The 24,079-nt window shown below is 71.4% G+C and carries 19 protein-coding genes and 1 tRNA gene; 15 read left to right on the top strand and 5 right to left on the bottom strand.

All coding sequences use genetic code 11. The features are described from left to right. Positions 1–79: 79 nt before the first annotated feature. On the top strand, positions 80–2,038 hold the full coding sequence (locus tag AC4BGB_RS07765) for a S9 family peptidase (protein ID WP_490546205.1): 1,959 nt from the start codon (positions 80–82) through the stop codon (positions 2,036–2,038). Here AC4BGB_RS07765 and AC4BGB_RS07760 read toward each other — a convergent pair. Beyond that, positions 2,028–4,352 carry an MMPL family transporter gene (locus AC4BGB_RS07760; RefSeq protein WP_490546204.1) on the bottom strand — a complete coding sequence of 775 codons (2,325 nt, stop codon included), beginning with the start codon at positions 4,350–4,352 and terminating at the stop codon, positions 2,028–2,030. The genes AC4BGB_RS07765 and AC4BGB_RS07760 overlap by 11 nt on opposite strands. 57 nt (positions 4,353–4,409) lie before the next feature. Further along, positions 4,410–5,000, bottom strand: coding sequence for a TetR family transcriptional regulator (locus AC4BGB_RS07755; protein ID WP_490546203.1), 591 nt, complete (start codon positions 4,998–5,000; stop codon positions 4,410–4,412). Positions 5,001–5,092: 92 nt separating this feature from the next. On the opposite strand from AC4BGB_RS07755, the gene AC4BGB_RS07750 reads away from it, so the two are divergent. Together AC4BGB_RS07750 and AC4BGB_RS07745 are read left to right on the top strand one after the other, a co-directional pair. Beyond that, entirely contained in the window at positions 5,093–5,563 is a 471-nt protein-coding gene (locus tag AC4BGB_RS07750) for an SRPBCC family protein (RefSeq protein WP_490546202.1), read from the top strand. 73 nt (positions 5,564–5,636) lie between these two features. Then, the gene (locus AC4BGB_RS07745; protein ID WP_490546201.1) at positions 5,637–7,070 is read left to right on the top strand and encodes a sugar porter family MFS transporter; all 1,434 of its coding nucleotides are present in this window, start codon (positions 5,637–5,639) and stop codon (positions 7,068–7,070) included. Positions 7,071–7,089: 19 nt separating this feature from the next. Here AC4BGB_RS07745 and AC4BGB_RS07740 read toward each other — a convergent pair whose 3' ends face one another. Beyond that, positions 7,090–9,240 carry an MMPL family transporter gene (locus tag AC4BGB_RS07740; protein WP_490546200.1) on the bottom strand — a complete coding sequence of 717 codons (2,151 nt, stop codon included), beginning with the start codon at positions 9,238–9,240 and terminating at the stop codon, positions 7,090–7,092. Between the two features lie 364 nt (positions 9,241–9,604). On the opposite strand from AC4BGB_RS07740, the gene AC4BGB_RS07735 reads away from it, so the two are divergent. Next, complete coding sequence (locus AC4BGB_RS07735) at positions 9,605–9,763, top strand: hypothetical protein (protein WP_490546199.1); 159 nt, start codon at positions 9,605–9,607, stop codon at positions 9,761–9,763. A 14-nt stretch (positions 9,764–9,777) separates the two neighbouring features. Here the strand turns inward: AC4BGB_RS07735 and AC4BGB_RS07730 are convergent, their stop codons facing one another. Continuing rightward, positions 9,778–11,433 carry a dolichyl-phosphate-mannose--protein mannosyltransferase gene (locus AC4BGB_RS07730; RefSeq protein WP_490546198.1) on the bottom strand — a complete coding sequence of 552 codons (1,656 nt, stop codon included), beginning with the start codon at positions 11,431–11,433 and terminating at the stop codon, positions 9,778–9,780. A gap of 111 nt (positions 11,434–11,544) precedes the next feature. Between AC4BGB_RS07730 and rsmI the strand changes: the two genes are divergently transcribed. The 7 genes from rsmI (at position 11,545) to AC4BGB_RS07695 (ending at position 19,131) form a co-directional block, all read left to right on the top strand. Further along, the gene (gene rsmI / locus AC4BGB_RS07725; RefSeq protein ID WP_490546799.1) at positions 11,545–12,366 is read left to right on the top strand and encodes a 16S rRNA (cytidine(1402)-2'-O)-methyltransferase; all 822 of its coding nucleotides are present in this window, start codon (positions 11,545–11,547) and stop codon (positions 12,364–12,366) included. Then, positions 12,363–13,241 carry a TatD family hydrolase gene (locus AC4BGB_RS07720; RefSeq protein ID WP_490546197.1) on the top strand — a complete coding sequence of 293 codons (879 nt, stop codon included), beginning with the start codon at positions 12,363–12,365 and terminating at the stop codon, positions 13,239–13,241. The genes rsmI and AC4BGB_RS07720 overlap by 4 nt, the downstream gene beginning before the upstream one ends. A gap of 267 nt (positions 13,242–13,508) precedes the next feature. Then, on the top strand, positions 13,509–14,612 hold the full coding sequence (locus AC4BGB_RS07715; RefSeq protein ID WP_490546196.1) for a resuscitation-promoting factor: 1,104 nt from the start codon (positions 13,509–13,511) through the stop codon (positions 14,610–14,612). A gap of 22 nt (positions 14,613–14,634) precedes the next feature. Beyond that, positions 14,635–15,522 carry a 16S rRNA (adenine(1518)-N(6)/adenine(1519)-N(6))-dimethyltransferase RsmA gene (rsmA, locus tag AC4BGB_RS07710; protein ID WP_490546195.1) on the top strand — a complete coding sequence of 296 codons (888 nt, stop codon included), beginning with the start codon at positions 14,635–14,637 and terminating at the stop codon, positions 15,520–15,522. Then, entirely contained in the window at positions 15,519–16,430 is a 912-nt protein-coding gene (locus AC4BGB_RS07705; protein WP_490546194.1) for a 4-(cytidine 5'-diphospho)-2-C-methyl-D-erythritol kinase, read from the top strand. Before rsmA ends, AC4BGB_RS07705 begins: the two co-directional genes overlap by 4 nt. After that, entirely contained in the window at positions 16,430–18,253 is a 1,824-nt protein-coding gene (locus AC4BGB_RS07700) for an ABC-F family ATP-binding cassette domain-containing protein (RefSeq protein WP_490546193.1), read from the top strand. Before AC4BGB_RS07705 ends, AC4BGB_RS07700 begins: the two co-directional genes overlap by 1 nt. 29 nt (positions 18,254–18,282) lie before the next feature. After that, positions 18,283–19,131, top strand: coding sequence for an acyl-CoA thioesterase domain-containing protein (locus AC4BGB_RS07695; protein ID WP_490546192.1), 849 nt, complete (start codon positions 18,283–18,285; stop codon positions 19,129–19,131). 20 nt (positions 19,132–19,151) lie between these two features. Here the strand turns inward: AC4BGB_RS07695 and AC4BGB_RS07690 are convergent, their stop codons facing one another. Then, the gene (locus tag AC4BGB_RS07690; RefSeq protein ID WP_490546191.1) at positions 19,152–19,640 is read right to left on the bottom strand and encodes a MarR family winged helix-turn-helix transcriptional regulator; all 489 of its coding nucleotides are present in this window, start codon (positions 19,638–19,640) and stop codon (positions 19,152–19,154) included. 163 nt (positions 19,641–19,803) lie between these two features. On the opposite strand from AC4BGB_RS07690, the gene AC4BGB_RS07685 reads away from it, so the two are divergent. The 4 genes from AC4BGB_RS07685 (at position 19,804) to AC4BGB_RS07670 (ending at position 23,954) form a co-directional block, all read left to right on the top strand. Further along, a complete protein-coding gene (locus AC4BGB_RS07685; RefSeq protein WP_490546190.1) occupies positions 19,804–21,285 on the top strand; it encodes a sensor histidine kinase in 1,482 nt (493 codons plus the stop codon). Positions 21,286–21,353: 68 nt separating this feature from the next. Beyond that, positions 21,354–21,432: transfer RNA gene (locus tag AC4BGB_RS07680), tRNA-Gln, on the top strand. 1 nt (position 21,433) lies between these two features. Beyond that, positions 21,434–22,891, top strand: a complete 1,458-nt coding sequence (gene glmU / locus AC4BGB_RS07675; RefSeq protein ID WP_490546189.1) for a bifunctional UDP-N-acetylglucosamine diphosphorylase/glucosamine-1-phosphate N-acetyltransferase GlmU — start codon at positions 21,434–21,436, stop codon at positions 22,889–22,891. Positions 22,892–22,982: 91 nt separating this feature from the next. Continuing rightward, a complete protein-coding gene (locus AC4BGB_RS07670; RefSeq protein WP_490546798.1) occupies positions 22,983–23,954 on the top strand; it encodes a ribose-phosphate diphosphokinase in 972 nt (323 codons plus the stop codon). The last annotated feature ends 125 nt before the right edge of the window (positions 23,955–24,079 follow it).

Raw genomic sequence — 24,079 nt, 5'->3', positions numbered from 1 at the left:
TGTCCGGTCGGCGAGGTGGCTAAACATCGATGCGGGCACGACTTGTGGCGGCGCGAAGCCCGATGACTAGGGTCGGAGGATGACTCACGACGCTCCCGTACGACGTCCCTGCGGTTCCTGGTCCACCCCCGTCACCGCGGACGTCGTGGTGCAGCAGGCCAGCGCCGTCGGCGCCGTGGCACTGGACGCCGCGGACGTCTACTGGTCCGAGATGCGGCCCCACGAGGGCGGTCGCACGGTGATCGTGCGGCAGGCCCCGGGTGCCGATCCCGTGGACGTCCTGGACGAGACGGCCAATGCGCGCACCGCCGTCCACGAGTACGGCGGGGGCGCGTGGTGGGTCCGCGACGGCGTCGTCTGGTACGTCGACTGGGCCGACCAGCGGCTCCGGAGGGTCGACCCCGGCGCCGCGCCGGTCGCCGTGACGCCTGCGTCGCCCGAGGGTGGCTCGGTGCGCTGGGCCGACGGCGACGTGCACCCGGTGGACGGCCGGGTGGCCGTGGTCCGCGAGACCCACCCGGTGGGCACCAGCCGCGCGGTGGACGTGGTCAACGAGATCGTCGTGATCGATGCCGCGGGATCGCAGGACACCGTGGTCTCGGGTCCCGACTTCGTCTCCGACCCGCGCTGGTCGCCCGACGGGAGCTCCCTGGCCTGGCTGGAGTGGAACCACCCCTCGATGCCCTGGGACGCCTCGACGCTGAAGGTGCAGACCCCGATGGGGGCGCAGACCGTCGCGGGCGGGGTCGACGAGCCCGCCGAGGGGATCTGCCAGCCACAGTGGGCGCCGGACGGTTCCCTGTGGTTCTGCTCCGACCGCGCGGACTGGTGGTCGCTCTACCGCTGGACGCCCGAGGGCGGGGTCCAGCGGATGTTCGAGGAGCCCGGTGACGTCGGTGCTCCCAAGTGGTCCTTCGCGCAGCGGCGCTACGGCTTCCTCGGCGACGGCCGCGTCGTCCTCGCCGCGCTGCACCAGGGCGTCGACACCTTGTGGCTGGTCGGTCCCGACGGTACGGCGAACCGGCTGCCCACCGAGGTGACCCATGTCGCGGACCTGGCGGCCTCGGGGAGCCGGGTCGTGCTGGTCGGCGCCTCACCCGTGCAGGAGCCTGCGGTGCTGGCCTTCGAGGCCGGCGCCCCGGACCGGGTGCAGACGCTCAGCGCCGTGCGCGAGCTGGGCATCGACCCGGAGTGGTTCGCCGTGCCCGAGCACATCGAGTTCCCGGGCGGGGACGGCCGTGCGACGTACGCCAACTTCTACCCACCGACGAACCCGGAGACCCGCCCGCTCGAGGGTGAGCTGCCGCCGGTGCTCGTGATGATCCACGGTGGCCCCACCTCGAACGCGAAGGCGGCTCTCGCCCTCGGGACCCAGTTCTGGACCAGCCGTGGCTTCGCGGTCGTCGACGTCGACTACGGCGGCTCCACCGGCTACGGACGTGCCTACCGCGAACGGCTCCAGGGTCAGTGGGGGGTGCTCGACGTGGGCGACTGCGTGGGGGTCGTGCGCTGGCTGGTGGAGCAGGGCCGGGTCGACCCTGCCCGCGCGCTGATCCGCGGCGGGTCAGCCGGCGGCTTCACGGTGCTGATGGCGCTGGCGGTCTCAGACGTGTTCGCAGCGGGAGCCGACTACTTCGGCGTCGCGGACACCGAGGCCCTCGCCGAGGAGACGCACAAGTTCGAGTCCCGCTACCTCGACGGGCTGATCGCGCCGTACCCGGAGGGTCGCGAGGTCTACGTGGAGCGCTCGCCGCTCTCGCACCTCGACTCGCTGACCTCGCCGCTGATCGTGCTGCAGGGCTCCGAGGACAAGGTTGTCCCCCCGGCGCAGTCCGAGATGATCGTCTCGGCACTGCGCGCGAAGGGACTTCCTGTCGCCTACCGGCTCTACGAGGGGGAGCAGCACGGCTTCCGCAAGGCGGCGAACATCAAGGACTCCCTCGGGGCCGAGCTCTCCTTCTACTCCCAGGTGCTCGGGTTCGAGCTCCCGGCGCAGGAGGAGATCCCGGCCCTCGAGGTGGAGAACCTCAGACCCTGACCAGCTCCTCGTCCTCGGCCCGGCTGCCGTGCAGCTCGCTCATGTGCGGGCGGTCGAGCTGCTCACCCTCGACGTCGATGTTCGGCAGGATCCGGTCGATCCACTTCGGCAGGTACCACGCCTTCTCGCCGAGCAGGTACATCAGCGCCGGGATCAGCGCCATCCGCACCACGAAGGCGTCGAAGAACACCGCGATCGCGAGCGCGAAGCCCATCGACTTGATGATCGGCTCGTCGATCAGGATGAACGCGGCGAACACCGAGATCATGATCACCGCGGCCGCAGCGACCACCCGGGCACTGTTGCGGAACCCGTCGATCACCGCCTCGCTGGTCGTGGCGCCGTGCACGTGTGCCTCCCGCATCCGGGTCACCAGGAAGACCTGGTAGTCCATCGCGAGGCCGAAGACCAGGCCGATCAGGAAGATCGGCATGAAGCTCACGATCGGCGAGCCCTCCATCAGCCCGAAGGCGCCCTCCTGGAAGACCGCCACGGTGGCGCCCAGGGTGGCCAGCACGGAGAGCAGGAACCCGAAGGTCGCGGTCAGCGGCACCAGCAGCGAGCGGAAGACGAGCGTCAGCAGCAGGAACGCCAGGCCGATGACCACCGCGAGGTAGATCGGCAGCGCGTCCGCGAGCCGCTCCGAGACGTCGGCGGTGATCGCGGTCAGGCCGGTCACCCCGATCTCGGTGCCGGTCTGCTCCTCGATGTCGGACTGGTTGGTGCGCAGGTCCACGAGCAGGTCCTCGGTCTCGGTGTCGTCACCGGCGGCCGACGGGGTCACCAGCACCTGGGCGCCGGTGCCCTCCTCGTTCTGCATCACGACCTGGGCGTTGACGACGCCGGGCTGTGCGTTGGCCCACTCCACGATCTCGCCGTACGCCGTGGGGCGGTCCTTCTCGGCGACGTCACGACCGTCGACGACCAGCACCAGCGGCGCGTCGCGACCCGGCCCGAAGGCGTCGGCGATCAGGTCCGAGGCCTTGCGCTGGGTGGTGTCGGTGGAGGCGGTGCTGTCGTTGGGGAACGCGAGGTGGAGCTCCTTGAGCGGGATGGCCAGGGAGCCGAGGGCCACGACCACCAGCAGGACCACGGCGACCGGGCGTCGCCCGATCAGGCGTGCCCAGCGGACACCGTTGTTCAGCACCTTGCCGCTCGCGTCGCGCTTGGGGTGGGGGCTGCGCACCTGGCCGGCGAAGGCCTTGGACTTCATCATCCCGAGCACGGCCGGGAGCAGGGTCAGCGCCACCAGCACGGCGATGAAGACCGTTGCCGCCGCTGCGATACCCATCGTGGTCAGGAACGGGATCCTGGCCACACCGAGCGCGGCGAGGGCGATCAGGACGGTGAGCCCGGCGAAGACCACGGCGGAGCCGGCGGTGCCCACGGCGATGCCAGTGGCTTCCTCTCGGTCGTCGGTGTGGTCGAGCTCGCTGCGGTAGCGCGCCAGGATGAACAGCGCGTAGTCGATTCCGACGCCGAGGCCGATCATCGTGGCCAGCATCGGGGTGGTGGAGCCGATCTCCATGACCGCCGTCAGGGCGGTGATGCCGGTGATGCCCAGCCCGACACCGAACAGGGCCGTGACCACGGGCAGACCGGCGGCGACCAGGGAGCCGAAGGTGAGGATCAGGACGAGCACGGCGACCGCGATGCCGATCAGCTCGGAGGTGCCTCCGATCTCGAGCACGCCGCTGGTGCCGGACCCGTTCGCCTCGACGGTGAGCCCCTGGTCGCGGGCCTGCGCCATGGTGTCGTTGAGAGCCTCGATGGTGCCGGGCTCGACGTCGGCCACGGTGTCCACGTCGAAGTCCCAGGTGATGGTCCCGACCCGGCCGTCCTTCGACAGCGGCGAGAGTGCCTCGGCGTTGGCCTTGGCGACGGCTGCCGGCTGGCCGGACTGCTCCGCGGACTTGAGGAGCATCTGCTCCTGCGCCTGGGCAGCGACCACCGGGTTCACCGGTCCCGGTGCCTCCGGGTCCTTGCCGTCGGGCATCTGCGGCAGTGCGGCGAGGTCCTCCACGAGGGCGTCGACCTCGGCCTTGTGGTCGGCCAGGGTTTCGCCCTTCGGGGCGGCGACGACCACCTTCACCGAGGCCTGGTCGAAGGCATCCTGGGCGCCGGGGAAGAGCTCGGCCTGCATGTCCGCCGCGCGTTCGGAGGGAATGCCGGGGATCGAGAACGAGTCGCTCATCGGCTTGGAGAGCGTGGCCGCGACGCTGCCGACCGCGATCATCGCGATCAGCCAGCCGGCCAGGAAGAACGGCCACCGCCGGAAGGCGGTCTTGCCGAGGCGGTACAGAAGGGTGGCCATGGGTGGTTCTCCTGGGGGGTGATCGAGTGGAAGCGGGGAAGGGGGAAGGGAGGAAGGTCAGGCGAGCAGGTGACGCGCTGCCTGGAGGACCTCGTCGAAGGCAGTGGTGATCGGTCGTTCCTCGGGGTCGTCGAGGAACAGCTCGAAGGCGGATTCGAAGAGCCCGCACAGGAGCCGGATCGCCACCTGCGCCCGCTGTGCGTCGAACGACGCACCCTCGCGCAGGCGGATCTCGTCGACGATGCGGCCGGTCAGGACCTGGAAGCGTGCGTAGGCGGCCGCGAGGAGCCGTGGATGCTCGTGCACGATCCGGCGGAACCGCAGCAGGTCGGCACGGCTCGGGTCAGGGACGCTGAGCAGGTCGATCCCGAGGGCACGCAGGTCGTCGACGAGGTTGCTGCCGGCCCCGCGTGCACGGAATCTCGCCAGGGCCTCCTCCGAGGGCTCGGGGGAGTCGCCCAGGACGGCGTCGAGCTTGCCGGGGAAGTAGTTGAACAGGGTCCTGCGGGAGACGCCGGCCGCCTCGGCGAGCTCGTCCATCGTGAAGCCGTCGAGACCGCGCTCGTCGACGAGCGCCTGGGCGCACCTGGAGATCCGCAGCGACGTCTCCTGACGTCGTCCGGCCCTGGAGGTTGCACTTTCAGTCACGTAGTGCAGTCTTGCACTCTGCCCCAAGGAGTGCATCTGATCGTGGTGTGATCTCGCCCACCGGGGGACGACTCCGGGACTAGGGTCACCGGATGACACCAACCGAGCTGAGCCACAGCCGCACCTACCCGGCGGAACCTGGACGCGCGTTCGAGGAGCTGCTGCCCTACGAGCTGAGCCGCATCTTCGACCGGCGGTACGCCGCGATCCCGCCGATCAGGGCGACCCGCGACCAGGACGGCCCCTGGGCCACCGCCGGTCAGACGCGGACGATCGCGCTCGCCGACGGCGGCACGATGCGTGAGGAGCTGGTGGAGGTCGACGGGCCGCGCCGGTTCGGTTACCGGATCAGCGAGATCACCGGGCCGATGAAGCTGCTGGTCGCCTCGATCGACGGTGCGTGGACCTTCGAGCCAGCCGGCACCGGCGTACGCATCACCTGGTCGTGGACCGTGCATCCCGCGGGCCGGCTCGGCTCGCTGGCGATGCCGGCCTTCGGCCGGATGTGGCGCGGCTACGCACGCCAGGCCTTCGACAACATCGAGCGGCTGCTCGTGTCCTGACCGCCCGAGGTGTGGGCGGCGCTACCCGGGGGTACGACGGCCATGGTTGTCGCCACATCCTTTGGAGGGGTCCATGAGCCAGACGACGAAGCAGGACGACCCGGCCGCTGCTCCGGGGACCCTCAACGGGCTGATGCTCGCGGTGGCCGTGGTCTCGGCGGTCAGCGGACTTCTCTACGGCTACGACACCGGCATCATCTCCGGCGCCCTGCTCCAGATCGGCGAGGAGTTCGACACCGGCCACGGGATGGAGCAGTCCATCGCCGCCGGCATCCTGCTCGGCGCCGTCATCGGTGCCCTCGTGTGCAGCCTGCTCTCCGAGAGGTGGGGCCGGCACCGGACCATCCTGCTGATCTGCGGGATCTTCATCGCCGGCAGCCTCGCCTGCTCGGTGGCGCCGGACGCGCTGAGCCTGGCCGGGGCGCGGGTGCTGCTCGGCTTCGCGGTCGGCGGCGCCACCCAGACCGTGCCGATGTACGTCGCCGAGATGGCGCCGGCGGGCCTGCGCGGCCGGCTGGTGCTGTGCTTCCAGCTCGCGATCGGCGTCGGAATCGTGATCTCGACCCTGGTCGGTGCCTCGGAGTCCGTGGACTGGCGGATCTCGATCGGCGCCGCCGCCGTGCCCGCCCTGATCATGCTGCTCCTGCAGCTCCGCCTCCCCGAGAGCCCGCGCTGGCTGGTCAAGCAGGACCGTGAGGACGAGGCCCGCGCCGTGCTGGAGCGAGTGCGTCCCAAGGGCTTCGACATCTCCGAGGAGCTGGGGGAGATCGTCGAGGTCGAGCAGCGCAAGCAGGAGACCAAGCGCAGCCACCGGGGCTGGAGCGGCCTGCGCCAGCCCTGGGTCCGGCCGGCCCTGGTCGTGGGCTGCGGCATCGCCGCGTTCACCCAGCTGTCGGGGATCGAGATGATCATCTACTACGCCCCGACGATCCTGACCGACAACGGGTTCTCCACCACCGAGGCGCTCCGGGTCAGCGTCGCGCTCGGCGTGACCTACCTGGTGATGATGATCGTCGGCCTCGCCATCGTGGACCGGGTCGGTCGTCGCCGGCTGACCCTGGTGATGGTGCCCGGTGCGGCGATCAGCCTGTTCGTGCTCGGTGCCTTCTTCGTCACCGACAACGCCGGTCGCGACAACATCGGCTTCATCATCGCCTGCCTGATCGTGTTCATGTTCTTCAACGCCGGCGGCCTGCAGCTGATGGGCTGGCTCACCGGGTCCGAGATCTACCCGCTCGCCGTACGCGGTGCCGGGACGGCCGTGCAGTCGGCCACCCTGTGGGGCACCAACCTGCTGATCACCCTGACGCTGTTGACCATGATCGACGCGTTCGGGGTGGGTCAGGTCTTCTGGCTCTACGGGCTCTTCAATGTGGCGGCGTGGATCTTCGTGTGGCGGCTGCTGCCGGAGCTCACCGGGCACAGCCTGGAGAACATCGAGCAGCACCTGCAGGACGGCGAGTTCCGCCCGCAGGACTTCGCCGAGGACAAGGTGGCGCCCGCCTAGCGGGATGTCCAGGCAGGGCTCACACGCCGGCGGGCGTGCGGGGTGTGGCCGCCGGGAAGGTGGCGCTGCTCCCGTCCTCGAGGACGGGCACCACCCGCTCCAGCCAGGTGGGCATCCACCAGCTCCAGCGCCCGAGCAGGGTCATCGTGGCGGGCACCAGCACCATCCGGACCAGGGTGGCGTCGAGGGTGATCGCCACCGCCATCCCGACCCCGAGCTGCTTGACCACGACGTCGACCTCGGTGGCGAACCCCCAGAACACGGCGACCATGATCGATGCGGCGGCCGAGATCACCCGTGCCGTCGAGGACAGGCCGCGCACCACGCTGCCGTGCGCGTCACCGCTGTCCAGCCAGTCCTCGCGGACCCGGGACAGCAGGAACACCTCGTAGTCCATCGAGAGGCCGAACAGGACCGCGAACAGCAGGATCGGCACCCAGCTCGAGATCGGCATCGCGTGGTCGAGCCCCACGAGCTCCACACCCCAGCCCCACTGGAAGACCGCGGTGAGCACGCCGTACGCCGCCGCGATCGAGAGCAGGTTCATCGCGGCCGCCTTCACCGGCACCACCACGGAGCGGAACATCATCGCGAGCAGCAGCATCGAGACGGCGACCACGAACCCGACCACCAGCCACAGCCGGGTGGAGAGCTGGTCGGCGATGTCGGCGAACAGGGCCGTGGTGCCGGTGACCTCGACACCCGGCGGTGCCTGCTCGCGCAGGTCGGCGACCAGGGCCTGGGTCCGCTCGTCGGTGGGACCGAAGGTGGGCTCGGCCTCGAAGACGTGCACCGCGCCGTCGGGGGAGGTACGCACGGGGGAGACGCCGGCGATGTCGGCTCGCCGTTCCACCTCCCGGGCGTGGACCGCGGCGTCCTCGGGGCTGCCCCGGGTCACGAACGCGACAGGGCCGTTGGCGCCGGCGCCGAACTCCGCGGCCACCAGGTCGTGCGCCTTGCGCGTGGTCAGGTCGGTCGAGGACGACGACGAGTCCTGCGGCCAGGTCCGCATCCCCAGGGCAGGGGCCGCCAGCGCCAGCAGCAGCACCGTCGCGGCCAGGGTCCACGCCAGTGGCCGGCGGGTGACGACGCCCGCCCAGCGGGCGGTCACCTGCCTGCCGGTCGGACGGCGCCCGGCCCGCACCCGGCGGGGCAGCAGGCGCTGTCCGGCGAGGCCGCACAGGGCGGGGACCAGCGTGAGCGAAGCCGACGCGACCGCGACCACCGCGATCGCGGTGGTGTAGCCGAAGGAGTCGTAGGTGGGCAGGTCGGCGAGCTTGAGGCCGAGCAGGGAGACCAGCACCGTCGCCGAGGCGAACACGACCGAGCGCCCGGCGGTGGCCACGGCGCTGCCGGCCGCCCGGCGAGGGTCCTGTCCCGCCCGGAGGAACTCCACGTGCCGGGTCACCAGGAGCAGGGCGTAGTCGATGCCGACCCCCAGCCCCACCATCGAGGCGACGGTGGGGGCCGAGTTGCTCACGTCGGTCACCGCGGCCAGCAGGGTGATCCCCGCCGAGCCGACTCCCAGCCCGACCAGCGCCACCGCCACCGGCAGGCCGGCGCCCACGACGGAGCCGAAGACCAGCACCAGGACCAGCAGGGCGAGCACCACGCCGATCAGCTCGCCACGGCCTGACATCGGCGCCGCCGCCGTGTCCGGGAGCTCCCCGCCGAGCTCGACCTGGAACAGGCGCGGCGGCTCGGCACGTCGTACGCCGCCGTCGGTGGCCGCCCTCGTCGGCGCGACCGCCGCCTCGAGCGGGCCCAGCTCGCCCATCAGGTCGGGGTCCGTGACCGGCACGTCGTAGTGCACGGTCAGCAGGGCGGTGTCCTGGTCGGGGCTGATCCGTGGGGCGGAGACGCCGAGGACGTGGTCCATCGCCCGCAGCCGGTCGCTCAGCGCATCGAGCTCGGCTCCAGCCACCGGTGCCCCGTCGCGGGTGTGCACGACGACCCTGGCGCTCGCGTTGCCGGCCTCGGGGAGGTGGGCGCGGAGCAGGTCGATGCCCCGCTGGGCCCGGGCCCCCGGGATGTCCCAGTCGTCGTGCGGGGTCCCGCCGAAGGCCCCCGCGAGGGCGATGACGGCGGCCGCGAGGACGAGCCAGGCGGAGATCGTGCGCCACGGGTGGGCGGCGGTGTCGTGGCCGAGGCGGTGCAGCAGGCGTGACATGGGAGGTCCTTCGCGTCGTCGGTGACCGGTGTCGCACACCTTGTGACGGCGCTCTGTGCCTGGCTTGCACTCGACTGGACCCTGACTGGACGGCCGGACTTGACCCGCGAGTTCTCCGGCGTTATGCGGGCGCGGCGCGAGTTCGCGTCGTAGGGTCGGATCGTGGGCCCTGCAGGTGCGGTGGTACGGCCCGGAGCGACGACGCTTCCGGCCGGTGGCCCCGCGCTGCACAATGGCCCCGCGACAGTGAGCTACGCCACGTCGCTATACGCCCAAAAATCAGTCTTTAGCAAACTATGTCCGCTTTCGTCGTTTTAGGGTATGTTGTCGGTCTAGTCCACATCGAGCACCAGGGAGGGACGCCATGCTGACCATCGCACCGGCATCCGTGATCCTGATCGGGATCTTCGGCATGTTCGTGATCGCGTTCGCGGTCGCCCGGATGACCATGCTCGAGCGCCAGGTCCAGCGTCCCGCGCTGCGTGAGCCCACCCCCCGCGCCTTCGCCGACTCGGGCGTCTGACCTGCCGGGTCCCGCTAGATCCAGCGCTTGAACCACATGCGCTGCACCCACTCGCGGTGGGTGACCAGCTGGTCGGTCCAGATCGGCCAGAACCAGGCGAACGCGAGCAGCGTCGCCACCAGGACGCTCCCGGCCGCCACGGCCCCGATGCTGCGTCGTCTCCTCGACGCGTCCGGCCGGCCGAGGATCTCTCCCAGGAGCAGGGTCGCGCCCAGCACCAGGAACGGCAGGATCGTCACCGCGTAGTAGCTGAAGATCGGCCGCTCGTCGTACCGGAACCACGGCAGCCAGGTCGATGCGATGCCCACCAGCACCAGCCCGTAGCGCCAGTCGCGGCGGGCCACCCACGCCACCACCGCCCACAGTGCAGCGATCGTGCCGAACCACCACACGACCGGGTTGCCGAGCAGCAGCACCTGGCGCAGGCAGGTCGATCCCGCCGCCGCCTCGCAGCCCTGCTGGCCGGGCGCGATGTTGAGCTGGGCGTCGACCCCCACCGGCCGGTTCAGCGTGAGCCATCCCCACGGGTTGGACTGGTAGACGTGGGTGCTCTCGTTGAGGAAGCCGGTGTGGAAGGAGTAGACGTCGTGGTGGTAGTGCCACAGCGAGCGCAGCGACTGCCACAGCTCGGGGAAGAAACCCTGGGCGTCCTTCTCCAGGTAGCGGCCCCAGTAGGGGCCGTACTGGGTGTTCGAGAGCGCCCGTTCGTACTCGGCGGCGTGCAGCAGCCAGCCGGTCCACGACACGAGGTAGATCAGGAACGGGACCACGACCACGTAGACCACCGCCGGGGCCGCGTCGATCAGCGCTGACTTCACCCACGCACGACGTACGCCGAAGGAGCGCCGCGCGCCCGCGTCCCAGGCCCACATCAGCAGGCCGAAGGCGGCGAGCGGGAACAGTGCCGACCACTTCGTGCCGACGGCCAGCCCCCAGCAGACACCGGTGGCCAACCGCCACGGCCGCCACAGCAGCAGCGGTCCCCACGAGTCCGGCGAGAGCCGGGAGCCTTCGGGGACCGCGCGGGCCAGCCGGCTGCGCACCCAGTCGCGGTCGGCCACCATGCAGCTGACCGCGCACAGCACGAAGAACGCGAGGAACAGGTCCAGCAGCGCCAGCCGCGAGAGCACCAGCTGGAGGCCGTCGAAGCACATCAGGAGGCCCGCGACCAGCCCGAGCAGGGTGGAGCGGGTGACGCGGCGCGCGAGCCGGATCATCACCAGCACCATCAGGGCGCCCACGACCGCCGAGGCCACCCGCCAGCCGAACGGGGTCATCCCGAAGACGCTCTCGCCCAGGGCGATCAGCCACTTGCCGACCTCGGGGTGCACCACCATGTTCGGGGTCCCGTTCCACAGCCCCTCGGTCTGGCCCGCGAGGAGCTGCACGTCCGCGTTGTCGACGTAGCCCTGTGCGTAGCCGTGGTGGAGCAGCGACCACGCGTCCTTGGCGTAGTAGGTCTCGTCGAAGAGGAACGCGCGGGGCTTGCCCAGGTCCCACAGCCGCAGGAACGCGGCGAGGAGGGTGACCGCGGCGGTGCCGACCCACGCGAGCACCGGATCGGTGTCGACGGCCCGCAGGCGTGCCCGGACCGAGGCACTGGGCACGACGTCTCCCGCTGCCGTGCGGCTGAGCCCGACCGTGCGCTCGAGCGGGGCGGGGAGGGTCACGTCGGACGATGCTACGGCTGCGATGATCGGGCCATGACGCAACCGGCCGAGCACCACGCCGACCGGATCACCGATCCGGCCGGCCCGCAGGGAGACGGACGCGGTCCGGGCGTGCTCGTGCTGGCCGCGACCCCGATCGGCCGGCCCGACGACGCCTCGCCGCGGCTGGCGGCCGAGCTGCGCGGCGCCGACGTGGTCGCGGCCGAGGACACCCGCCGGCTGCGGCGCCTGACCAGCGACCTCGGCGTCGAGATCTCCGGCCGGGTGGTGTCCTACTTCGAGGGCAACGAGCACCTGCGCACCGACTCGCTGGTGGAGTCGCTGCTCGCCGGCGACCGGGTCGTGCTCGTCACCGATGCGGGGATGCCGAGCGTCTCGGACCCCGGCTACCGGCTCGTCGCCGCCGCCGTGGAGCGCGGCGTGCAGATCACCGGCATCCCCGGCCCCTCCGCCGTGCTCACCGCGCTCGCGGTCTCGGGCCTCCCGGTCGACCGGTTCTGCTTCGAGGGGTTCCTGCCTCGCAAGCCGGGGGAGCGGACGCGGCGGCTGGCCGCGCTGGCCGACGAGCAGCGCACGCTGGTGTTCTTCGAGGCCCCGCACCGCACGGCCGCGACGCTCGGCTCGATGGCGGAGACGTTCGGCGCGAACCGGCGCGGGGCCGTGTGCCGGGAGCTGACCAAGACCCACGAGGAGGTACGCCGCGGCCCGCTGGCCGAGCTCGTCGAGTGGGCCGCGGGCGGCGTACGGGGTGAGGTGACGATCGTCGTGGAGGGTGCGGCCGCGCCCGAGGCGGTGACCGACCCGCTCGCCCTGGCCGCGCTGGTCGCCGAGGAGGAGGAGCTCGGCGCCACGCGCAAGGAGGCCATCCTCGACGTCGCCCGGCGCTCGGGGGTCCCCAAGCGGGTCGTCTACGACGCGGTGCACCGCCCGTGAGCCCCGGATCGCCCGCGTCCGCCGGCTCCGACCTCCCCGGCGTGCCGGAGCCGTTGCCCCACCCGGTGGTCGACAACCACTGCCACCTCGACCTGGGCCGCGGCGAGTCGCCCGCGCTGCCGGTGACCGAGGCGCTCGCGCTCGCCGCATCGGTGGGGGTGGCGCGCATCGTGCAGATCGGGTGCGACCTCCCCGGCGCCCGCTGGGCCGTGGAGGCCGCCGAACGGCACGACCGGCTGGTCGCGGGCGTGGCCCTGCACCCCAACGAGGCCCCGCGTCTCGCGGAGCAGGGGCGGCTGGGGGAGGCACTGGCCGAGATCGAGACGCTGGCGCGCAGCAGCGAGCGGGTCCGCGCGATCGGCGAGACCGGCCTCGACTACTTCCGCACCGGCCCGGAGGGCGTCGCGGCCCAGCACGAGTCGTTCCGTGCCCACGTAGAGATGGCCACCTCCCTGGACAAGACCCTGGTGATCCACGACCGCGACGCCCACGACGACGTGCTGCGCGTGCTCGACGAGGTCGGGGCGCCGCAACGATGGGTGATGCACTGCTTCTCCGGCGATGCCGACTTCGCCCGGCGGTGCCTGGACCGCGGGGCCTACCTGTCCTTCGCGGGGACGGTCACCTTCAAGAACGCGGAGCCGTTGCGCGAGGCCCTGCGGATCACCCCTCTGGACCGGGTGCTGGTGGAGACCGACGCGCCGTACCTCACCCCGATGCCGCACCGGGGGCGCACCAACGCCTCCTTCCTGGTCCCGCTCACGGTGCGCTCGATGGCCGCGACCCGGGGCCTGCAGACCGAGGAGGGGCTGGGGCTGCTGTGCCGCGCCATCGAGGCGAACACCGACGCTGCCTTCGGAGGGCCCTGGGGCTGACCCCGGGGCCCGACCAGTCGCATCGGCCCGGGTGCGACACGCGCAGACACGCCCAGACACGCCCGGGATCCCAATGTGAGCACTCCCACACGTCTTGCTAGCAACCTTGCTAACCGGGAGCTACATACCTAGTGTCGTGGGCTGTTGGCCGGGAGCAGGCTCTATCTACACCCGGTGGTGCCACTTAGGAGCCGCGTCGCGACCATCACCGCGTTCGTTGCCAGGCACCGCCTCCTGCGGCCCGGAAATCGCGAACATCGGAGAACCGTGCGCGCTTCACTCACGCACCCCGGCCGGAACAAACCCCTTCTACTCGGACTGGTCGCAGCGACCGTCCTCGCCCTCGCGGGCACCGCCACCGCCTACAGCGCGATGAGCCGGACCGTCACCCTCTCGGTCGACGGCAAGGAACAGCAGGTCCGCACCTTCGCCAAGGACGTCGGCGACGTCCTTGCCGACAAGGGCATCGAGCCCGGCAAGCACGACGTCATCGTCCCGGCCGTCGGATCGCCGGTGAAGGACGGTTCCCGGATCGCCGTACGTCTCGCCCGCCCGCTGGACCTCACCGTGGACGGCGAGAAGAAGACCTTCTGGACCACCGCCACCAAGGTGTCGGCCGCGCTCGACCAGATCGGGATGCGCATCGGCACCGCCGCGCAGCTCTCGGTCAGCCGTAGCGCCTCGATCGACCGCTCCGGGCTCGCGCTGGAGGTCGTCACCCCCAAGCGCGTCTCCGTGCAGGTCGCGGACGCCAAGGCCTCGCGGCACAACGTGCCCGCAGCCACCGTCGGTGAGCTGCTCGACGAGGTGGGCGCCAACGTGGACCGCAACGACATCGTCCGTCCCTCGCGCAGCGCCGAGCTGACCAACGGGACCCGCGTCGTGGTCACCAAGATCGGCGTCAAGACCAAGCGTGTGCCGCGCGAGGCCATCCCCGCACCGGTCCGCAAGCAGAAGGACTCCTCGATGATGTCCGGCGAGACGAAGACCGTCCGCCAGGGACGTGACGGCGCCCGCGACGTGACCTACCAGGTGCGGTTCCGCAACGGCAAGGTCGTCAAGCGCACCGTCGTCAAGCAGGCAGTCGTGAGCCAGCCCGTCGCCGGCATCGTCAAGGTCGGCACGAAGACCGTGAACACCGGTGTCTGGGACGCGATCGCCGCCTGCGAGTCCGGCGGCAACTGGTCCGCGAACACCGGCAACGGGTACTACGGCGGCCTGCAGTTCCTGCCGAGCACCTTCCGCGCCTACGGCGGCTCCGGGATGCCGCACCAGAACAGCCGCGAGCAGCAGATCGCCGTCGCGGAACGCGTGGCGGCCGCCGAGGGTGGCTACGGCGCCTGGCCGCACTGCGGTGCGAAGTTCGGCTGAGGGCCTGACTACGCTCCATCTTGTGAACGACATCGCCTCCGCCGGCCCGGCACTGCTCGGGCCGGCGGAGGTGCGTTCACTGGCAGCATCGCTCGACCTGCGCCCCACCAAGCAGCGCGGGCAGAACTTCGTGATCGACCCCAACACGGTGCGGCGCATCGTCCGTGACTCCGGAGTCGGGCCCGCCGACGTGGTGCTCGAGGTGGGTCCCGGCCTGGGCTCCCTGACCCTGGCGCTGCTCGACGTCGCCGCCCGGGTGGTCGCGATCGAGGTCGACCCGGCACTGGCCGGGCTGCTCCCCGCCACGGTGGCCGACCGGGCCCCGGGCCACACCGACCGGTTCGAGGTGGTGCTCGCCGACGCGATGCGGGTCACCTCGGTGCCCGGGCCTGCTCCGACCGCGCTGGTGGCGAACCTTCCCTACAACGTCTCGGTGCCGGTGCTGCTGCACCTGCTCGCCCTGCTGCCCTCGCTCGAGCGCGGGCTGGTGATGGTGCAGTCCGAGGTCGCGGACCGGCTCGCGGCCCAGCCCGGCTCGAAGGTCTACGGAATCCCGTCGGTCAAGGCCGCCTGGTTCGCCGACGTACGCCGGGCGGGGTCGGTGGGGCGCAACGTGTTCTGGCCGGCGCCCAACGTGGACTCCGGGCTCGTGGCCTGGACGCGCCGGGAGCCACCGAGCACCGCGGTGAGCCGGGACCAGGTCTTCGCGGTGATCGACGCGGCGTTCGCGCACCGGCGCAAGGCCCTGCGACCGTCCCTGCGTGAGCTGGCCGGGTCCGCGGAGGCCTCCGAGCGCGCCCTGCTCGCCGCCGGGATCGACCCGATGCGTCGCGGTGAGGAGCTCCGGCTGCCCGAGTTCGTGCGCATCGCGGAGGCACTGGCCCAGGAGCAGGAGGGGGACCGGCGATGACCGACTCCGTGACCGTGCGGGCGGCAGCCAAGGTCAACCTCCATCTCGGAGTGGGGCGACCGCGCCCAGACGGCTACCACCCGCTGGCCACCGTCTACCAGACGCTCAGCCTGCACGACGACGTCACCGCCGTGACCGCCTCGAGCTGGTCGGTGAACCTCGTGGCCGAGGACGACATCGACCGCGACGGCTTCCCGCTGGGCGAGGACAACATCGTGGTGCGCGCCGGACGCCTGCTCGCGGCACATGCCGGCGTGGACCGGGCCGCCGAGCTCACCGTGCGCAAGTCCATCCCGATCGCCGGCGGCCTGGCCGGGGGCAGCGCGGACGCGGCTGCCGCCCTGGTGGCGCTGGACCGGCTCTGGGACCTGCAGACCACCGACGAGGACCTCCTGGCGCTGGGGGCCCAGCTGGGCAGCGACGTCCCCTTCGCCCTGCTGGGCGGCACCGCCCACGGCGGGGGCCGCGGCGAGATCGTCACCCCGCTGCTCGACGAGGCCACGCGGTGGTGGGTGGCGGTGCCGGCACGGGTCGGGCTCTCCACCCCGGCCGTCTACCGGCACTTCGACGAGCTGTGCCCCGACGCGCCGGAGAAGGTCACGGTGCCGCCCGCGCTGCTCGGTGCGCTCGCGGACTCCGACAACCGAGTCCTCGCCGCCGCGCTGGGCAACGACCTCGAGTCGGCGGCGATCGACCTTCGTCCCGAGCTCGGCGACCTGATCGACGCGGGGGAGCGGGCCGGCGCGCTGCGCGGCATCATCTCCGGCTCGGGACCGACCTGCCTGTTCCTGTGCGCCGACCGCGGCTCCGCCGACCGGGTGCGCACCACCCTGCTCGACGCCGGTCATCCGCGGGTGCTGGTCGCCCTCGGTCCGGTCTCCGGAACCCACGTGGTGGAGTACTCCTGATGGCAAACCTCCTGAACCTCGAGAAGGTCACCAAGTCCTACGGCGTCCGGATCCTGCTCGACGAGGTCAGCCTCGGCGTGGCCGAGGGCGAGCGGATCGGCATCGTGGGCCGCAACGGTGACGGCAAGACCACCCTGCTCAACCTGATGGCCGGGCGTGAGGAGCCCGACTCCGGACGGGTCTCGCTCACGCGCGGCCTGCACATCGGCTACCTCGACCAGCGCGACCTGCTCGACGACACCCACACGGTGCGCGAGGTCGTGCTCGCTGGCAAGGAGGACCACGAGTGGGCCGGCGACAGCCGCACCCGCGAGGTGGTGGAGGTGCTGCTCGCGGACGTGTCCCTGGACCGCTCCGTGCACGGCCTCTCCGGTGGCGAGCGCCGCCGCTGCTCCCTGGCCCGGCTGCTGCTCGACGACGTCGACCTCCTGATCCTCGACGAGCCGACCAACCACCTCGACGTGGAGGCGGTCGCCTGGCTGGCCGAGCACCTGGTCCGTCGTACGTCCGCGCTGGTGGTGGTGACCCACGACCGCTGGTTCCTCGACGCCGTCTCCGAGCGCACCTGGGAGGTGCACCCCGGCCCGCAGGGTGCCGGGGTCGTGGACTCCTACGAGGGCGGGTACGCCGCCTTCGTGCTCGCTCGCGCCGAACGGCACCGCCAGGCCTCGGCCTCGGAGTCGCGCCGGCAGAACCTGCTCCGCAAGGAGCTCGCGTGGTTGCAGCGCGGTGCTCCCGCACGGACCTCGAAGCCCAAGTTCCGCATCGACGCCGCCAACGAGCTGATCCAGGACGTGCCTCCGCCGCGCGACCGGATCGAGCTGCAGAAGTTCGCCACCCAGCGCCTCGGCAAGCAGGTCGTCGACCTCGAGCACGTGGACCTGAGCCGCGGTGAGAAGCAGCTGCTGCACGACGCCACGTGGCGGCTCGGTCCCGGCGACCGGGTCGGCATCGTCGGCGTCAACGGTGCCGGGAAGAGCTCGGTGCTCCAGCTGATCGGTGGATCGCTGCAGCCCGACGCGGGGACGGTCAAGCACGGCCGCACGATCGCGCTGGCCCACCTGTTCCAGCAGGTCCCGGCCGAGGACCCGGACGCTCGGGTGCTGCCGAGCATCGAGGACATCCGCCGGGTGACCCGTACCGCGACCGGCCAGGAGATCTCGGCGAGCTCGATGCTGGAGCGGTTCGGCTTCACCGGCGACAAGCTCACCGCCCGGATCGGGGACCTCTCCGGTGGGGAGCGGCGCCGGTTCCAGCTGCTCAAGCTGCTGCTCGCCGAGCCGAACGTGCTGCTGCTCGACGAGCCCACCAACGACCTCGACATCGACACCCTCAACGTCCTCGAGGACTTCCTCGACGGCTGGCCCGGCACCCTGGTGGTGGTCTCGCACGACCGTTACTTCCTCGAGCGCGTCACCGACTCCGTGTGGGCGCTGATGGGCGACGGCCAGATCTCGATGCTGCCCAACGGGGTCGACCAGTACCTCGCCGCCCGGAAGCGGGGCGACGCGCGCCCGCCGGCACCCGCCTCGGCAGCCTCAGGGACGACGCCCGTCGAGACCGACGCCGCACCCGCCGGGCCCCCGTCGACCAAGGCGAAGGTCGGCGGCGCGCAGGAGCGCGCGGCCCGCAAGACCGTCTCGCGCCTGGACAAGCAGATCGCCCGGCTGGCCGCGCGGGAGGCCGAGATCACCGAGGAGATGGCCAAGCACTCCTCCGACACCGGCAGGCTCGCAGCCCTCTCCACCGAGGCGCACCAGATCGCCGCCCAGAAGAGCGAGCTCGAGGCGGAATGGCTCGAGGCGGTCGCACTGCTGGATTGAGCGGAGCAGGCGTGGGTCAGAATGCACCCATGACGCTCTCGTTCTTCACCACCAGCGGCGACGCACTGGCTCCCACCGACCTCGCGCGCAGCCTGTGGAGCGAGAACCAGATGCACGGCGTGGCGCTCAGCGGCGCCCTGGCCCGGGCACTGGAGGGACAGGTCGCGGAGCTGGGACGCGACGACCTCCGCCCGGCCCGCTACACCGTGGACCTGTTCCGTCCCGCCGCGATGGAGCTGTGCCGCACCACCACCACGGTGGTGCGCGAGGGACGCCGGCTGTGCCTGGTCGACGCCGTCGTGGAGCAGGGCGGGGTCCCGGTGGCGCGTGCCAGCGGGCTGTTCCTCAAGGTCAGCGACCCTGCCACCGGCGACGTGTGGGAGCCGACGGAGTCGCCCCAGCCGCCGCCGCACGAGGTCGCCCCGCCCACCGACGACCCGCACGTGCCGATGTTCTCCAGCGAGGGCCTCGGGTGGGACCCCTCGTTCAAGGCCCACCAGAACGGCCGGCGCAAGTCCACCTGGCAGGTCGGCGTCGCCGTGGTGCCCGAGGAGATCCCCTCGGGCTTCGTGGTGGCGGCCAGCGTCGCGGACTCCACCAGCATGGTCACCAACTGGGGCAGCAACGGCGTCGAGCAGATCAACACCGACATCACCCTGACCCTGGCGCGGCTGCCGGTCGGCCGCGAGATCGGCCTGCACGCCACCGACCGGGTCAGCTCCGACGGAATCGCGGTCGGCACCGCCACGGTCTTCGACCGCCAGGGCAGGCTGGGCACCGCGGTCGTCACCTCGATCGCCAACGCCAAGCGCAGCGTGGACTTCGAGGTCCACGACTTCGCCGACGACCCCCGCAACCCCCGCAACTCCGGGGCCTGAGGCCGCGAGCCGGGGTCCGGTCAGCGCAGCGGGACCATCAGCTGCTTGAGCAGGGCGGCGAGCCGGGTCCGGTCCTCGGCCGGCAGGCGGTCCAGCAGGGCGCGCTCGCTGTCGAGCAGGGCCTCGAAGGCGGCGTCCACCCGGCGCTTGCCCGCAGGAGTGAGGCGGACCAGCACCCCGCGACGGTCGCTCGGGTCGGGGGAGCGCTCCACGAAGCCGCGCTGGGCCAGCCGGTCCACCCGGTTGGTCATCGTGCCGCTGGTGACCATCGTCTGCTTGAGCAGGGCGCCCGGGGTGAGCTGGTAGGGGCGCCCGGCACGGCGTAGCGCGGCCAGGACGTCGAACTCCCACGGCTCGACCTGGTGGGCGGCGAACGCGGCCCGGCGAGCCTTGTCGAGCAGGCGCGAGAGCCGGCTGATCCGGCTGAACACCTCCACGGGTGCCAGATCGAGGTCGTCGCGCTCGCGGGTCCATGCCTCGACCAGCTCGTCCACCTCGTCCTGCTCCATGCCGAGATTCTAGCTCAAAAAGATTCTTGACATCGAGATAGTGCGGGAGGTCGAGTTTCACTTGGTGGTCAAAACTGGACGTTTTGGGTGATTCCGTGGATAGATTGGCCCCGCGCCACTCTCGGACGCCGCGTCCGGTGCGCGCAGAAGCGCAGGAGGTGCGATGGGCGAGGGAGCAGGCAGCGACCTGTGGCGCCTGACCCTGCAGCACTCGCCGATCGGCATGACCCTGGTCGGCCTCGACGGCCGGCTGCTGATGGTCAACCGGGCCCTGTGCGACCTGCTCGGCCACGAGGCCGAGGAGCTGATGTCCCTGGGGTTCCAGGAGATCACCCACCCCGACGACCTCGGGACCGACCTCGACCTCTTCGGGCAGGCGCTCGCCGGTGAGATCGACTCCTACCGGCTGCGCAAGCGCTACCTGCGCGCCGACGGCCACGTGGTCCTGGGCGACCTCTCGGTGGCGCTGGTGCGCGGACCGGACGGGTCGCCGATGCACTTCATCTCGCAGATCCTCGACGTGACCGAGCAGCGCGACACCGAGGCGCGCATCGAGGCCGCCCGGGCGGCGCTCGAGCGGGAGCACCAGACACTGGAGGCCGTCTTCGACGCCGTCAGCGTGGGACTGCTGCTGATCGGCAGGGACGGGCACTACGAACGCACCAACCGCAGCTACCGGGAGATCATCAAGGCCCCGGTCCTCGCGGACGACGCAGGCGCGACCGGGCAGCCCGACCATCTCCACCACCTCGACGGCACCAGGATGGCCGAGGAGGACCTCCCGTCGTCCCGGGCGGTGCGGGGCGAGGAGTTCGACGAGTACACGTACTGGGTCGGGAGCGACCCCCGGACGCGTACGGCGTTCTCCGCGTCGGCGCGCCAGGTGCGGGGTCCCGACGGGGAGCGGCTCGGTGCCGCGCTCGCCTACCAGGAGATCACCGACCTAATGCGTGCGATGCAGGTCCAGGACGAGTTCGTGTCCTCGGTGTCCCACGAGCTGCGCACACCGCTCACCTCGGTCCTCGGGCACCTCGAGATCCTCTGCGAGCACGACGAGCTGCCTGCGCAGGTGAGCGAGCAGCTCCAGGTGGTCCAGCGCAACGCGCAGCGCCTGGCCGCGCTGCTCTCCGACCTGCTGCACGTCGGCCAGGTCGGCGAGGCCCGGTTGCAGCTCTACCGGGCTCCGACCGACCTGACCGCCCTGGTCGATGAGGCCGTGGAGGCCGCGCGTCCGGTCGCCGAGAAGTCCGAGACGCACCTCGAGCTGAAGACCGGCCCGGGCGATCGGCTGTGCGCGTTCGTCGACGAGCAGCGCATCCGCCAGGTGCTCGACAACCTGCTCTCCAACGCCATCAAGTACGGCCGGCCCCGGGGCTCGGTGAGGGTCTCGCTCCGGGAGTGCGCGGAGGGGGTGGAGATCGAGGTCTGCGACGACGGGATCGGCATCGCCGCGCACGAGGCCGAGCACGTCTTCGGGCGGTTCTTCCGCGGAGGCGACGCGCTGGAGCGGCACATTCCCGGCACCGGGCTCGGGCTCGACATCGTCAGCTCGATCGTGGCCGCCCACGGCGGGGCGGTGGCGCTGGAGAGCGAGGTGGGCCTGGGCAGCACCTTCCGGGTCACCCTGCCGCACGTCCCGGGGTGAGGAATCCCGGCGAAACCGGACGGGCCGAGGAGGCCGGCCCGCCCCGGGCAAGTAGCCTCGTTCCACCATCCCCGGTTGGTCTGCCGGCAGGGCCCGCCTGACTTTGAATCAGGACTAGCGACGTAGGTTCGACTCCTACCCGGGGAGCGTGAGCACCACGAGGCAAACCACGACCCCAGGGTCCGTCACCGTCATCGTCCTCGCGGCGGGTGGCGGCACACGGATGAAGTCCAAGACCATGAAGGTCCTGCACCCCATCTCCGGGCGCAGCATGATCGGACACGTGCTGGAGGCGGTGGCCTCGCTGGCCCCGGACCGGGTGGTGGCGGTGGTGGGCAACCAGCGCGAGCAGGTCGGTCCCCACATCCAGCAGCTGCTGCCCAGCGCGGTCCTCGCGGTGCAGGACACCCAGGAAGGCACCGGTCACGCCGTCCGGATCGCCTGGGAGGCACTGGCCGAGGAGGAGCGCTCGGGCACGGTGCTGGTGGCGTACGGCGACACGCCGCTCCTGGAGGGCGAGACCCTGCGCGCGTTCGTGGCCGACCACGTCGCAGCCGGACGCGGCGTGAGCATCCTGTCCGGAGTGGTGCCGAACCCGCACGGCTACGGCCGGGTGCTGCGCGACGAGGCGGGCCAGGTCACCGGCATCGTCGAGCAGAAGGACGCCACCGAGGCCGAGGCCGCCGTGGCGGAGATCAACAGCGGGATCCTCGCCTTCGACGCGGCCTTCCTCGACAGCGCGCTGCCGCGGCTGACCAACGAGAACGCCAATGGCGAGTACTACCTGACCGACACCGTGCGCCTCGCCCGCGAGGACGGGCTCGCCGTCGGGGCGTTCGCCATCGAGGACGTGGTGCAGACCGAGGGGGCCAACGACCGGGCCCAGCTCGCCGTGCTCGCCAGGGAGAAGAACCGGCGGATCCTCGACCGGTGGATGCGCGACGGGGTCACCATCGTCGACCCGGCCACCACCTGGATCGACGTGGACGTCAAGCTCGAGCAGGACGTGACGATCCTGCCCGGCGTACAGCTGCTCGGCGCCACGGTGGTCGCCGAGGACGCCGTCGTGGGACCGGACTCCACCCTCAAGGACGTCGAGGTCGGGGCCGGCGCGCACGTCGTACGCACGCAGGCAGAGCTCGCCGTGATCGGCGCCGGCGCCAACGTCGGCCCGTTCTCCTACCTGCGCCCCGGCACCGAGCTCGGCGCCGACGGCAAGATCGGCGGGTTCGTGGAGACCAAGAACGCCAAGATCGGCGACGGCGCCAAGGTGCCGCACCTGTCCTACGTCGGAGACGCGGAGATCGGCGAGGGCACCAACATCGGTGCGGGCACGATCTTCGCCAACTACGACGGAGTGAACAAGCACCGCACGGTCGTCGGCCGCCACGCCCGCACTGCGAGCAACAACACGTTCGTGGCGCCGGTCGAGATCGGCGACGGCGCGGCGACCGGGGCCGGCAGCGTGATCCGCGAGGACGTGCCCCCCGGCACGCTGGCGGTCACCGCAGGTCAGCAGCGCAACATCGAGGGATGGGTCGCGCGCCGCCGCGCCGGGACCCGGCAGGCGGAGGCGGCGCAGAACGCCGTCGAATCCGGCCAGTGACCCCCCGCGGTTTCGTCAACCGACCGTCGGTGCGTCACAATCGATTGACCGGCATGTCCCGCCCGACCGAGGAGCGCCAAGCGTGAGCGGAATGAAGAAGACCACGGAGAAGAACCTGATGGTCTTCACCGGAAGGGCTCACCCCGAGCTGGCTGCGGAGGTCGTCGAGGACCTCGGCACCGGGCTGGTGCCGACCTCCGCCTACGAGTTCGCGAACTCCGAGATCTACGTCCGCTACGAGGAGTCCGTGCGCGGCTCCGACGCATTCGTGATCCAGAGCCACACGGCTCCGGTCAACGAGTGGATCATGGAGCACCTGATCATGGTGGACGCGCTCAAGCGCGCGTCGGCCAAGAGGATCACCGTGGTGCTGCCGTTCTACGGCTACGCGCGCCAGGACAAGAAGCACCGCGGTCGCGAGCCGATCTCCGCGCGCCTGATGGCCGACCTGTTCAAGACCGCCGGCGCCGACCGGCTGATCGCCGTGGACCTGCACGCCGACCAGATCCAGGGCTTCTTCGACGGTCCCGTCGACCACCTGATGGCGCTGCCGATCCTGGCCGACTACGTCAAGGAGAAGTACTCCGGGCAGAAGCTGGCCGTGGTCTCGCCCGACGCCGGCCGGATCAAGGTCGCGGAGCGGTGGTCCTCGCGCCTCGGCGGCGCGCCGCTGGCCTTCATCCACAAGTCGCGACGCATCGACCGCCCCAACGAGACCGTCGCCAACCGGGTCGTCGGCGACGTGGCCGGCCGGATGTGCGTCCTGGTCGACGACATGATCGACACCGGCGGCACCATCGTGAACGCCGCCGAGGCCCTGATGGCCGACGGCGCGGCCGGCGTGGTCATCGCCGCCACGCACGCGATCCTCTCCGACCCGGCCGTGGACCGGCTGAAGAACTCACCGGCGACCGAGATCATCGTCACCAACACGTTGCCGCTGGCCCCGGGCAACGAGTTCGACAAGCTCACCTGCCTCTCGATCGCGCCGCTGATCTCGCGGGCGATCAAGGAGGTCTTCGAGGACGGCTCGGTCACCTCGATGTTCGACGGCCACGCCTGAGCCTGGCCGCTGCCGATTGGCCTCCCTCGGCCCGGGTCGCGTAGGATCGCCCAGTTGCCTCGGCGAGGGACTGACCTCCGTGATCGACGTGGCCGGAACGTGGTTCGCCATGCACCGTCCCGTCT

Source organism: Nocardioides sp. Z30_9 (genome assembly GCF_058215735.1).
Note: the sequence above shows the minus strand (reverse complement) of the source record. Positions and strands in the feature narration are given on the sequence as shown.